Annotated in this window: 13 protein-coding genes; 7 read left to right on the forward strand and 6 right to left on the reverse strand. The window is 73.0% G+C overall.

Annotation, left to right across the window (positions count from 1 at the left end):
- Positions 1-5: 5 nt before the first annotated feature.
- Complete coding sequence (locus ACZ6NC_RS35605) at positions 6-1,037, forward strand: LacI family DNA-binding transcriptional regulator (protein WP_465738014.1); 1,032 nt, start codon at positions 6-8, stop codon at positions 1,035-1,037.
- 263 nt (positions 1,038-1,300) lie between these two features.
- On the opposite strand, the gene ACZ6NC_RS35610 is transcribed toward ACZ6NC_RS35605, so the two are convergent.
- The 3 genes from ACZ6NC_RS35610 to ACZ6NC_RS35620 all read right to left on the reverse strand — a co-directional run bounded on the left by ACZ6NC_RS35610 (position 1,301) and on the right by ACZ6NC_RS35620 (position 3,192).
- Positions 1,301-1,798 (reverse strand): cupin domain-containing protein, encoded by a 498-nt coding sequence (locus ACZ6NC_RS35610; protein ID WP_465738015.1) that lies wholly within the window; start codon positions 1,796-1,798, stop codon positions 1,301-1,303.
- 55 nt (positions 1,799-1,853) lie between these two features.
- On the reverse strand, positions 1,854-2,492 hold the full coding sequence (locus ACZ6NC_RS35615; RefSeq protein WP_465738016.1) for a LysE family translocator: 639 nt from the start codon (positions 2,490-2,492) through the stop codon (positions 1,854-1,856).
- Between the two features lie 178 nt (positions 2,493-2,670).
- The gene (locus ACZ6NC_RS35620) at positions 2,671-3,192 is read right to left on the reverse strand and encodes a CGNR zinc finger domain-containing protein (RefSeq protein WP_465738017.1); all 522 of its coding nucleotides are present in this window, start codon (positions 3,190-3,192) and stop codon (positions 2,671-2,673) included.
- Between the two features lie 26 nt (positions 3,193-3,218).
- Here ACZ6NC_RS35620 and ACZ6NC_RS35625 point away from each other — a divergent pair, with 26 nt between their 5' ends.
- A complete protein-coding gene (locus ACZ6NC_RS35625; RefSeq protein ID WP_465738018.1) occupies positions 3,219-3,740 on the forward strand; it encodes a GNAT family N-acetyltransferase in 522 nt (173 codons plus the stop codon).
- Positions 3,737-5,095: an MFS transporter gene (locus ACZ6NC_RS35630; protein ID WP_465738019.1), complete on the forward strand. Its 1,359-nt coding sequence runs from the start codon at positions 3,737-3,739 to the stop codon at positions 5,093-5,095. Before ACZ6NC_RS35625 ends, ACZ6NC_RS35630 begins: the two co-directional genes overlap by 4 nt.
- Here ACZ6NC_RS35630 and ACZ6NC_RS35635 read toward each other — a convergent pair.
- On the reverse strand, positions 5,087-5,791 hold the full coding sequence (locus ACZ6NC_RS35635) for a helix-turn-helix domain-containing protein (RefSeq protein WP_465738020.1): 705 nt from the start codon (positions 5,789-5,791) through the stop codon (positions 5,087-5,089). The two genes, ACZ6NC_RS35630 and ACZ6NC_RS35635, sit on opposite strands and share 9 nt — an antisense overlap.
- A 127-nt stretch (positions 5,792-5,918) precedes the next feature.
- Between ACZ6NC_RS35635 and ACZ6NC_RS35640 the strand changes: the two genes are divergently transcribed.
- Positions 5,919-7,328 (forward strand): MFS transporter, encoded by a 1,410-nt coding sequence (locus tag ACZ6NC_RS35640; protein ID WP_465738021.1) that lies wholly within the window; start codon positions 5,919-5,921, stop codon positions 7,326-7,328.
- An 80-nt stretch (positions 7,329-7,408) separates the two neighbouring features.
- Here the strand turns inward: ACZ6NC_RS35640 and ACZ6NC_RS35645 are convergent, their stop codons facing one another.
- On the reverse strand, positions 7,409-8,479 hold the full coding sequence (locus ACZ6NC_RS35645; RefSeq protein WP_465738022.1) for an alpha/beta hydrolase: 1,071 nt from the start codon (positions 8,477-8,479) through the stop codon (positions 7,409-7,411).
- Between the two features lie 451 nt (positions 8,480-8,930).
- Entirely contained in the window at positions 8,931-9,404 is a 474-nt protein-coding gene (locus tag ACZ6NC_RS35650; protein WP_465738023.1) for an Lrp/AsnC family transcriptional regulator, read from the reverse strand.
- Positions 9,405-9,498: 94 nt separating this feature from the next.
- Between ACZ6NC_RS35650 and ACZ6NC_RS35655 the strand changes: the two genes are divergently transcribed.
- From ACZ6NC_RS35655 to ACZ6NC_RS35665, 3 genes are all read left to right on the forward strand, one after another.
- Entirely contained in the window at positions 9,499-10,362 is an 864-nt protein-coding gene (locus ACZ6NC_RS35655) for an LLM class flavin-dependent oxidoreductase (protein ID WP_465738024.1), read from the forward strand.
- Complete coding sequence (locus tag ACZ6NC_RS35660; protein WP_465738025.1) at positions 10,359-10,787, forward strand: nucleoside deaminase; 429 nt, start codon at positions 10,359-10,361, stop codon at positions 10,785-10,787. The genes ACZ6NC_RS35655 and ACZ6NC_RS35660 overlap by 4 nt, the downstream gene beginning before the upstream one ends.
- Before the next feature lie 266 nt (positions 10,788-11,053).
- A partial coding sequence (locus tag ACZ6NC_RS35665; protein ID WP_465738026.1) for a PLL family lectin occupies positions 11,054-11,590 on the forward strand: 537 nt, incomplete at its 3' end.

Here is an 11,590-nt window from a genome sequence, read left to right on the forward strand (position 1 = left end):
CGGACATGGCGAGGGTGACGCGGGACGATGTGGCGAGGGCGGCGGGGACGTCCACCGCGGTGGTCAGTTATGTGATCAACAACGGGCCGCGGCCCGTGGCGGCGGCGACCCGCGAGCGGGTCCTCGCGGTGGTCGAGGAGCTCGGGTACCGGCCGAACCGGGTCGCGCAGGCCATGGCCCGGCGGCGGACCAACCTGATCGGCATGGTCGTCCCGGACGCCCGGCAGCCGTTCTTCGCGGGGCTCGCGCACATGGTCGAGCAGGCGGCGGCCGAGCGCGGCCGGCTGCTGCTGATCGGCAACTCGGACTACGCGGACGAGCGCGAGGCCCACTACATCCGGGCGTTCCTCGGGATGCAGGTGGACGGCCTGATCCTGGTGACGCAGGACCCGTCCGTGCCCGGGGTGGCCGGGATCGAGGCCGCCGACGGCACGCCCGTCGTGCTGTTGCACCACCGGGCGGAGACCGAGAGCGGTGTGGCCGTCGTCGCCGACGACGAGGGCGGGGCGCAGGAGGTGGTGCGCCACCTGCTGGCACACGGCCACGCCGAGGTGCACTGCTTCGGCGGCACGTTCGCGCTCAGCCACAACGACCCGGTGACCGCCCGGACCGCCGGGTGGGCGGCCGCCCTCGCCGAGGCCGGTCTGCCGGCCGACGGGCGCCTGACCCCCGCACCGTTCGACCGCGTCCGGGCGCACGCCGAGGCGCACGCGCTGCTGAGCCGCCCCGACCGCCCCTCCGCCGTCTTCTGCGCGACGGACGACCAGGCGATCGGCCTCCTGCGGGCCGCCGACGACCTCGGCATCCGCGTCCCGGAGGACCTCGCGGTCGCCGCCTTCGACGACATCGCCGAGGCCGTCATCGCCGGGCCTCCGCTCACCACCGTGGCCGCCGCCCAGGACGAGATGGCGCGCGCCGCCGTCGACCTGGTGCTGCAGGCGCGCGCGGACGAGGTACCCGCCCCCGCGGGTGCCCGGACGTTCCCCGCGCGACTGGTGGTCCGCCGCTCTTGCGGCTGCCGGCCGGAAGACGGCTGATCCGGCAGGTCGGTGCGACGCTGGGCGTGGCGGTGATGGGGGCCGCCGTCGCGGCGGGCACGGCATGGGCGCTGCTGGTGTCGGCGGCGGTGTGTGCGGCCGCCTGGCGCGTGTTCGCCGTGGCGGGCCGCGGGGAGGGCACAACGGCCTGACCCGGGTCGCCGGTTCGGGGGCGGCGGCGTTGCCCGGGCGGGCTCCGCCTGCCTCCGGAAGGGCGAGGGCCTCTCTTTCGGATGCGCCTGGCGTGATCCGAAAGAGAGGGCCTATCCGCGGGCGGCGTCCCAGACGGCGCTGGTCCCGAAGTAGGAGTCGTACAGCTCCTGGACCTCCAGGAGGCTCTCCGGCGGCACCTTGCCGTAGCGGATGCGCTCCAGATGGCGGAAGTACTCGAACCGCTCCACCCCGGGCGTGATGATGACGAGCATGTCCGCGATCTCGCCGGGGGCGGCGGCGAAGGCGTGCTGCGTGCCGGGCGGTACGACGACCACGTCGCCGCGCTCCGCGGTGACCACCTGGTCGCCGGAGAGCAGTTGGGCGGTGCCGTCGAGGACGTAGAACATCTCGGCGGACTTGCCGTGATGGTGCGGGCGGGCGCCGTTCGCCCCCTTGCCGAGGGTGACCCGCATGGTGGAGAGCGCGCCGCCGGTGGCCGGGCTGTCGACGAGCAGCTGGTTGGTCACCTCGCCGCCCGCGCCCGTCAACTCGGCGTCGGCGGCGCGTACGACGACGGTTTCGTCGAAGTCGGGGATGAAGAGGGACATGGCTCGCTCCTGAACTGTCGATCCCGTCGAACGTACGCCAACAGCAGCGCCTCTGTCAGTCCTTACGGCCCGTCACGGCGACGGTGACGCCGAGGCCGATCATGGTGAGCCCGCCGACCCCGCCGACCAGGGCGAGCCGCTGCGGCGAGCGGGCGAACCAGCTCCGCGTGGTGGCCGCGACCAGCCCCCAGAGGCTGTCGGAGACCACCGCGATGACGTTGAAGATCAGGCCGAGCAGCAGTATCTGCACCGTGACGTGCCCCCGGCCGCGGTCCACGAACTGCGGGAGCACGGCGGCGAAGAACACCATGGTCTTGGGATTGGCCACACCGACCGCGAACCCCTCCCACAGGGTGCGCAGGCCGCCGCGCGCAGGGCCGTCGCCGGCGAACGCGGCCTGCAGCGAACCGCGTTGCCGTACCGCCTTGACGCCGAGGTGGACCAGGTACGCGGCGCCGACGAGCTTCAGCCCGGTGTAGACGAGGACCGAGCGCTCCACCACCGCCCCGACCCCGAACGCCACGGCCACGACGAGTACGTAGGCCCCGAGCATGTTCCCCACGACCGTGGTCAGCGCGGCCCGGCGCCCCTGCGCCAGGGCCCGCCCGATCACGAACAGCACGCTGGGGCCGGGGATCACGATCAGCAGGAAGGACATGGCCGCGAATGCCAGCAGTCGGTCGGTCGACACCATGCGGCCCATGTAAGCACGGGGCCGTTCCCCGGCCACAGCGCTTTTCCGCCACGGCTCCGGCTCCATCGAGTCATGAGCAGCACCGGGGCGTGAGCGGTATCGGGGCCTCAGCAGCACCGGGGCGTCCGCAGTATCGGGGCCTGAGCAGCGCCGGGGCGCAGCGTGCGCTGGTGTGCCGTCATCGCGCGTACCTCGCGCGGTGCCGGCGTACCGCGTCGCGGTTGGCGCAGCGCTGGGAGCAGTAGCGCTGCCGCCCGGTGCGGGAGGTGTCGGCGAAGATCGTGGTGCACTCGGCGACCGCGCACCGGCCGAGGCGGTGCATGCCCCGGCCCACCAGGTGCAGCGCGGTGCCGACGGAGATCAGCGAGCAGAGCAGCCGGCCGAGCGACTGCCGGTCGTCCCGGTAGTGCAGGTGCCAGCCGTCGCCGGAGTGGTCGGTCAGCCTCGGGTGGTCGGAGGCGGCGGCCAGCATCCGGTTGAGCAGCTCGGCGCGGTCGCTCGCGTCGGCGGCGTCGACGACCTTCTCCCAGGTGTCCAGCGCGTCCGCCGTGCGGTCCAGATCCTGCGGCGTGGTCGGGCCGTCCACCACGAGCCCGGCCGCGCGGCAACGGTCGGCGAGCTCCTCGGCGGTGGTGGGGCGTCGGTTGGCGAGGTCGGCGGCCAGGTTCACGGCGTCTTCGCCGTAAGGGTTGAGATGCACAAGACCATGACAACACTCTGGTCGGCATGAGTCACCCCACCAGTCACCAGACCAGCCACCCCAACGGACACCACTCGCCGGTACGGCCGGCCACGGAGCACGACATCGCCGAACTCGTCCGCCTGCGGGCGTTGTTGTTCGAGCAGCTCGGCGGCGAGTACTTCAACCCCTCGTCAGGGGACGACATTTGGCGGGACGCGCTGGCCGACGTCCTGAAGCGGCAGCTTGCCGCGGACGCCATGCGGATCCTCGTCGTGGACGGCGACGACGGTGACGGCCTCGCCGCCTGCGGCATCGGATCGGTCGAACAGCGGCTGCCCGGACCGCACTTGCGCAACGGCCGGGCCGGACTCGTGATTGGCGTCGTCACTGCCCCCGCGTACCGTCGGCGCGGGCACAGCCGCGCGATCATGCGTGGCCTGCTCGACTGGTTCCGCGAGCGCGACGTCGCCCGGGTGGACCTGTACGCCTCCCACGAGGGCGAACCGCTCTACCGTGAACTCGGCTTCGTGGACCACCCCGACCCGGCCCTGTACTGGCGCCCGTGACCGGCCACCACCTGCCCACCGCCGGTGTCGCCGCCGACGCACCCGCCGCTGCCGCGACCGACGCACCAGACACACCCGCCGCAGCCGGTGCGGGCGCGTCACGCGGCGGGCGGTACCGGTGGGCCGTCCTCGGCATCGCCACCTTCACCCAGGCCGCGTCCTGCTTCTTCGTCCAGGGCATCGGCGCGATGGGCGTCCCGCTCCAGCGCGACCTGCACCTGAGTACTGCCCAGCTCGGACTGCTGCTCTCGGCGGCCCAGTTGGTCCCGTTGGTCGGCCTGCTGGTGGCCGGGGAACTGCTGGACCGCTACAACGAGCGCTGGGTCGTCGGGATCGGCGCCGGCGTGGTCGCCGCGGGCCTGACCGCGGGCAGTCTGGTGCAGGGCTACGGATCCCTGCTCCTCGTGCTGCTGGTGGTCGGCGCGGGCTACAGCACCGCGCAGCCCGGCGGGAGCAAGTCGGTGGCGTCCTGGTTCGACCCCTCCCGGCGAGGCCTCGCGATGGGCATCCGCCAGGCCGGGCTCCCCTTGGGCGGGGCGCTTGCGGCAGCCGTCCTGCCCTGCCTCGCCGAGGCGTTCGGCCTGTGGGCGGCGTTCGCGGCCGGCGGAGCCGTCGCACTGCTGGGGGCCGGCGTCTTCATGGGCCTCTACCGACAACCGCCCCCCTTGAAGGCCCCCTCCGCCCCGGACCTGCCGGCCGCCCCGGCTGCCCGCCCCGGGACGGGGCCGCGCGACTCGCTCGCGTCGCGACGCGGTGGCCGGGTGCGGATGCTGCGCGAACCGGCCATGGTCAAGATCATGCTGTCCGGCATGAGCCTGGTCTCGGTGCATTGCGGCATCGGCGTCCTGACGGCGCTGTACCTCCACGACGTGACGTCGCTCGGAGCCGGCCCGGCGGCCGTCGTCCTCGTCGTCACCCAGTGCGCGGGCGCGGCCGGGCGCATCTGCCTGGCCGCCTGGAGCGACCGCAGTCGGTCCGGGCGCTACGCCCCGGTGATGACGTGCATGGCCGCGGTGGTCGTGGGGATGGCGGCGCTGATCACGCCCGTGGGCCACTCCCCCGTGGCAGCCTGCGTGTTGTTCACCTGGCTCGGGTTCTTCGGCATCGGCTGGTACGGCCCGTGGGTCGCCTGCGTGGCCGAGTCGGCCCCGCCGGGCAGGACGGGATTCGCCCTCGGCCTGGCCATGGCGGTCACTCAGATCGCCGTCATCCTCGTACCGCCCGCCCTCGGCCTGCTCAAGGACTCCACACACGGCTTCGCGCCGGCCTGGGGTGTGCTGGCAGCGGTGACCGCTCTCGCCCTGGCGGTCACGGCCGTCGGAAACCCGACGGGCTCCGGCGGGGGCTCACGGTGACGCGTGTGCCGAGGACGGCCCGGTACGGACGACGGCCTGATCGCCGTGCGGCCCGAACAGGTGCAGGATCTCGACGGCGTTCGCGCCGGCCGGGCCGAACCAGTGCGGCTCGCCGGTGTCGAACTCGGCCACCTCACCCGGACGGAGGGTGAACTCGCGTTCTCCGATGAGGAGGCGGAGTTCGCCGGCCAGAACGTAGAGCCATTCGTAGCCGAGGTGGGTCACGAGCTTCGGTTCACGGGGCGCGAGTACCTGCTTGAAGACCTGGACCCGTCCCGGGTACTGCGTCAGCGGCACCAGCACGCTGCCGCGCTCCCTGCGGCGGGGCTTCAGGTGGACACGGGGGTCGCCGGTGGCCGGCGCCGCCACCAGCTGGTCGAGTGCGACGCGGTGCGCGCGCGCCAGCGGGATGAGCAGTTCGAGGGTCGGGCGGCGCTTGCCGGACTCAAGGCGGGACAGCGTGCTCACCGAGATGCCGACCTCGGCCGCGAGCGCCTCCAGCGTGAGTCCGCGGTCGCGGCGCAGGGCGCGCAGCCGCGGCCCGATGCCGTCGAGGATCTCGGCGAGCTCGGCTTCCGCGACCCCGGCCCGCACGGGTTCGGACTGCACGGGTTCGGACTGCACGGACCGGGCGCGTTCGGCCCGGGCGCGTTCGGCCTGTACGGGTTCGGCTGGTGGTACGGGTTCGGCCTGCATGAATTCGGCTCCCTCTGGTTCGGCATCCACACGTCCAGTTTTGCAGTCTCCGCAAATTCGGTGGGCCCACGCCCACGCCCGATCCGAGCATGGGCACACCGGAAATCCCGGACTGGAAGGTGGGCCCGTGAGCACAACATCCCTGGCTGTCCGACCCGCACTGAGTGTGCGGCGGCGTTGGACGGTGCTGGCCGTCTGCGCGCTGAGCATGTTCCTGGTCGGCCTGGACACCACCATCGTCAACGTGGGCCTGCCGACGATCGGGCGTGGCCTGGGCGTGGGGACGCGCGGTCTGGAATGGATCGTGGACGCCTACACCGTGGTCCTGGCCAGCCTCCTGATCTCGTCCGGCGCGCTCGCGGACCGCTTCGGACGCCGCCGCGTGTTCCAGTGCGGACTGGTGGTCTTCGGCGTGGCCTCCCTCGCCTGCGCGATCGCCCCGTCGATGGGCGTCCTCGTCGCGGCGCGGGCCCTCCAGGGGGTCGGGGCCTCGATGCTCAGCCCGGTGGCCCTGGCGATCGTGGTGAACGCGATGCCCGACCCGAAGGAGCGCGCGCAGGCGATCGGCGTGTGGGCGTCGGTCTTCGGGCTCAGCATGGCGGCCGGGCCGGTCACGGGCGGGGCGCTGATCGCGGCGTTCGGCTGGCGGTCGGTGTTCTGGGTCAACGCTCCGGTCATCGTCGCCGCCGTCGTCCTGAGCGCCGTGTTCGTGCCCGAGTCCCGCGCGGAGCGCGCGCGGCGGCCGGACCTGCCCGGCCAGTTGCTCCTCACCGTCGCCGTTCTCGTCACGGTCGGTGTGCTCATCGAAGGGCCCCGCATCGGGTGGACCTCGCCCCTGGCGCTGACCGGCTACGTCCTGGCCGTGGCGGCGGCGGCCGGATTCGCGCGGGTCGAACGGCAGCGGAGCGAACCCTTGATGGACCTCGGGCTCTTCCGGCGGCCGGTGTTCACCACGGCGGTCCTGGGCGCCGTGGCGGTGTTCGTCGCGCTGACCGTGAGCCTCCTGCTCACCACGTTCTGGCTCCAGCACGCTCGCGGTTGGACGCCTCTCGCGGCGGGCGCGGCGACCCTGCCCATGGCGCTGGGGGCGACCGTCTGCGCACCGCTGTCCGGCCACCTGGTGGGGCGCGTCGGAGCACGACGGCCGCTCCTCCTCGCGGGTGGCTTCATCACCGCCGGGGGAGCGCTCTGCCTGCTGAGTCCGGAGCAGGGTGTGAACCTTCCGCTGCTCCTGGCGGCCTACCTCCTCATCGGTACCGGCTTCGGCTTCGCCAACGCGCCGATCACCAACACCGCCGTGAGCGGTCTGCCGCCGGCTCGGGCGGGCGTGGCCGGGGCGATCACCTCCACGGCCCGCCAGATCGGTTCGGCCGTCGGCATCGCCGTCGCCGGGGGGCTGGTCGCGGGTGCCGGCCCGGACGGTCTCGTCCAGGCGTCCCGGCCCGGCTGGCTGGTCGTGGTGGCCTGCGGACTGTTCCTCTTCGTCGTGGCACGGTACTCCCGCACGGCCGTTCCGCCCGCCCGCCGGGCGGGATGACCCGCACCGGCGCGGCCGACCGGGCTGGGCCGGCCGGGCCTCGTGCCGGGCCCGCTCGGCCCAGCCGGCCGCAGACACCCCTACCGGGGCGGGATGATCCCCGTCAGCCACTTGAAGGTCGGCACGACCAGCGGCTTCCAGGTCGACGTGAGGTGCGGGCCGGTGGTCTCGACGGGGGTGACGGTGGTGGGGCTCTTCGCCGCCTGCTGGAGGGCGGTCGCGTCCTCCAGGCCGTCGCCCCGCTTGCCGGTCACGTAGAGCGCGACGTTCGGCGGGGTGGCGGCGTGGGTGAGGATGTAGAGGGGGTTGGAGGTCTCGCGCAGCTTCGGGTCCTTGGCGGTCAGCGACACGGCCTCGGCGGCCGGGTCGTTGTAGCCGGACATGCTGATCGCGGCGCGGTAGCGGTTGGGGTGGGCGAGGGCGAGGCGGCTGGCGCAGTGGGCGCCCGCCGAGTAGCCGGACAGGGCCCAGCGGTCCGCGGTGGTGTCCGCCCGGAAGTTGTCGATGACCATCTGCGGGACGTCCCGCGAGAGCCAGGTGTCGGCGTTGACCTTGCCCGGGACGTCGGCGCAGCCGGTGTCGGTCTTGCCGAGCAGGGTGACGCGCGGCGAGACCAGGATGAACGGCGTCACCTGACCGGACTTCATCAGCGGTTCGAGCTGCTTGGTCGCGTCCATGGTGTCGCCGAACCAGGCACTGGACGCACCGGGGTAACCGACGAGCAGTTCGACCACCGGGAAGGTCTTGTCCTTGTACGCGGGGTCGTCGTACTGCGGGGGCGTCCAGACCAGGACCTCGCCGTCGACGCCGGAGAGCTTGCCCTTGAGGTCGGCCTGCTTGACGCTCCTGGGCACGGCGTCGGAATCCGGGGCGTGGAAGGCCTGCGGCACCTTGGGCGCGGGCGCGGCGGAGGCGCCCGCGGACGCCGCGGCGGAGGCGGCGGCCCGGTCCCCGGCGAGGCCCTCGTCCTTCGGGGGCACGGGCACGGCCCGGACGTGGTTCGAGGTGCCCAGCAGGTCGCCCCAGTTGTCGTAGAGCTGGTTCTCGTTGTTGACCACCACGAAGACCATGGCCACGGCGGTGAACTGACAGAGCAGGATGGTCCCGAGGTAGGAGAGCGCCCGCAGCGGGCCACGCCCGCGTCCGGCCACCGCGCCCGGCGCACCTCCGCCCGGTGCGCCTCGCTCCGCCGCGTCACCAGCCGGCGTGTCACCCTCCGACGCGTCACCGCCCGGTGCGCCTCCGACCGACGCGCCTCCAACCGGTGCTGCTCCGCCCGGCGCGCGTACGCCCCGCATCCGTCCGAAGACCCCTCGGCCCCGCCACTGCGCCATGGCCAGCGCGATGGAGCCCACGAACAGGACGATCGTGAGGACGAAGAAGGGAGTGCCAGTCAGGTTCATCGCGTTCCGGTGCCCAGTTCCTGTGCCGCCCGGGCCCGCATGCCCGGTGTCAGGAGAGACAGCAGGGAACGTCCGTTCGGTTGCTCGTTCCTGGGAGAAACCTGGGAGGTCAGCCGCGCGGCGCCGGGCCACGCGAACGCGCCCTCCCGGTCGCAGCCTCCCGATCGCGGCGTGGCTCCGGCTGACCGCTCCGAGGGCCTCAGAGCGGCGGGGTGTCCGCCCGGGGCACGCGCGGGCCGCGGAACGGCAGCGTCCGGCTGAGGACGAGGCTGGTGGTCGTGCTCCCGAACTGGGCCAGGGAGTCGACGATCTCCTCCAGATGACCCATCGACGTGGTCGCCACCTTCAGGACGTAGCAGTCGTCCCCGGTGGTACGCAGGCACTCCAGGATCTCCGGGCGCTCCTCGACCAGACGACGCAGCGGCTCGTGCCGTGTCCCCGGCCCCGGGTACTTCAGCCGGACCACCGCCAGCACCGCATACCCGGTGCGCTCCAGGTCCACCTCGGCGCGGTACCCCGTGATCACCCCGGCCGTCTCCAGCCGACGCACCCGCTCCGTCGTCGCCGACGCGCTGAGGTTCACCCGCCGCGCCAGCTCCGTGAACGGGATCCGGCCGTCCTGCTGGACCTCGGCCAGGATCGCCCAGTCCGTTGCGTCAAGACTCTCGGTCATCCGCCCAGATTACCGGTGAATCCACGGGCCAACCGCCCCTGAACAGGCAGGAATCCCTTCTGACGGCCCGTACGGCCTGGCTAGCCTTGAGGTCGTGAAGATCGGAGTCAACGTCCTCAATTTCGGCCCCGGCACCGACCCGGGAGTCCTGCGCAGCTGGGCCCAGACGGTGGAGGGCCTGGGATTCGACCTGCTGATGGTCTCGGACCACGTCGCCATCACACCCGACGTCGCCGAGCGCTATCCGGCCCCCTTCTACGAGCCTTTCACCACCCTGTCCTGGCTGGCCGGCGTCACCGGCCGGGTCCGGCTCGGCACGACCGTCCTCATCGCGCCCTACCGGCACCCGCTGCTCACCGCCCGGATGGCGGCCAACCTGAACGAGCTGAGCGGCGGCCGGCTCGTCCTCGGCGTGGGGGTGGGCTGGGCACGGCAGGAGTTCGCCGCCCTCGGGATCCCGTTCGAGCAGCGGGGTCGCCTGACCGACGCCCACCTGCAGGGCGTCAAGGCGGCCTGGGCGGACACCGCCGCCTACGGAGCCCGTCGGATCCCGGTCTGGGTCGGCGGCAACAGCGAGGCGGGCCTGCGCCGGGCCGTCCGGTTCGGGGACGCCTGGCACCCGCTGCGCTGCACCCTGCCGATGCTGCGCCGATCCGTGGCCAGGCTGAGGGAGCTCGCCGACGAACAGCACCGCCCCGTCCCCGCCTTCGCCCCCCGGATCGCCCTCAAGCCCACAGCGAACCCGGTCGGCGGACCGCAGCGGCTCGCCGGGGAGGGCACGATCGACCAGATCATGACCGACCTCGAACAACTGCGGCTGCTGGGCGCCGACACCGTCGTCCTCGACCCCTACAGCGGCGACCCCCGCGACACCTGCCACCCGCAGCCGGCCTGGCAGGCACTCGCCACCGTGGCCGCGCACTTCTACCCACGCCGCACCCCTACGGAGCAGTCATGACCACCCCCGACGACCACACCCTCCTGCGGCAGGCCATCGTGCTCGCGGCCGAGGCACGGACCAGCGGCAACCCGCCGTTCGGATCGCTGCTGGCCGGCCCGGACGGCACGGTGCTGGCCGAGGAACGCAACACGACCCTCACGGACCGGGACATCACCGCCCACCCGGAACTGAAGCTCGCACGGTGGGCCGCGCGGGAGTTGGACGCGGCGACGGCGGCGGAAACCACGATGTACACCAGCTGCCAGCCGTGCGGGATGTGCGAGGCGGCCATCCAGCAGGCGGGGCTGCGGCGGGTGGTGTTCGCCCTGTCCAACGAACAGCTCCTGGACATCAGGCCGGGCAGCGGCCGGCTCCCCGTCCCGCAGGAGGGCCCGGCGCTGCTCGACGAGGTACGCGCCGTGGTCACGCCCTACTACCGCTGACCGTCCGCCGTCCCGCCTGCCGCCGCCCGTTCCCGCCTGTCCCGTGGCGGGGCGGTCCCGGCTGTCCCACGGCGGGGCGTTCCCGGCTGGTGCGCTGGTCCCGGGACGCACTCGGGACCACAGCCTCATGCCGCTGTCGGCGCGAATTCCTAACGTGAGAGCACGCGTTGAGCACTCGGCCCGGGAGACCGGACGACGGCTCAGGCGGACCGGGCCGGGTCCTTCCGGCCCGGGTGTTCCGACAGCGAAGCACTGGAGGACCCCAGATGAGTTGGAACCAATTCACGCTCTCGTCGGCCGGCAGCTCGGATCCGTCGAGCCGGCTCGCGGCGGTCTCCCGGATCCCGGGCAGCATGGAGGTCTGGTGGGTCGCCTCGAACGGCTCCGTCCAGGGGGCGTACTGGTACGACGGGTCGCCGTGGAAGCGCTATGAGCTGGCGCCCGCCGGCAGCGCCTCCCTCAACGGCGGTATCGCCGCGGTGTCGCGCATCCCCGGCAGCATGGAGGTCTGGTTCATCGGGGCGAACGGCTCGGTGCAGGACCGCTTCTGGTACGAGCGCAGCAACTGGCAGGCCTTCGAACTCGCACCCCCCGGCAGCGCCGCGACCACCGGCGGAATCGCCGCCGTCTCCCGGATCCCGGGCAGCATGGAGGTCTGGTACGTCGGCGCCAACGGCTCCGTCCAGGACCGCTACTGGTACGAGGGCAGCAACTGGCAGGCCTTCGAACTCGCACCCCCCGGCAGCGCCGCGACCACCGGCGGAATCGCCGCCGTCTCCCGGATCCCGGGCAGCATGGAGGTA

This window comes from Kitasatospora sp. NPDC041988 (assembly GCF_055588525.1).

What these genes read in the sequence shown, in the direction of transcription:
- ACZ6NC_RS35605 (WP_465738014.1), top strand. Translation starts at nt 6, where the DNA reads ATGGCGAGGGTGACGCGGGACGATGTGGCGAGGGCGGCGGGGACGTCC.
- ACZ6NC_RS35610 (WP_465738015.1), bottom strand. Translation starts at nt 1,798, where the DNA reads ATGTCCCTCTTCATCCCCGACTTCGACGAAACCGTCGTCGTACGCGCC.
- ACZ6NC_RS35615 (WP_465738016.1), bottom strand. Translation starts at nt 2,492, where the DNA reads ATGGTGTCGACCGACCGACTGCTGGCATTCGCGGCCATGTCCTTCCTG.
- ACZ6NC_RS35625 (WP_465738018.1), top strand. Translation starts at nt 3,219, where the DNA reads ATGAGTCACCCCACCAGTCACCAGACCAGCCACCCCAACGGACACCAC.
- ACZ6NC_RS35635 (WP_465738020.1), bottom strand. Translation starts at nt 5,791, where the DNA reads ATGCAGGCCGAACCCGTACCACCAGCCGAACCCGTACAGGCCGAACGC.
- ACZ6NC_RS35650 (WP_465738023.1), bottom strand. Translation starts at nt 9,404, where the DNA reads ATGACCGAGAGTCTTGACGCAACGGACTGGGCGATCCTGGCCGAGGTC.
- ACZ6NC_RS35660 (WP_465738025.1), top strand. Translation starts at nt 10,359, where the DNA reads ATGACCACCCCCGACGACCACACCCTCCTGCGGCAGGCCATCGTGCTC.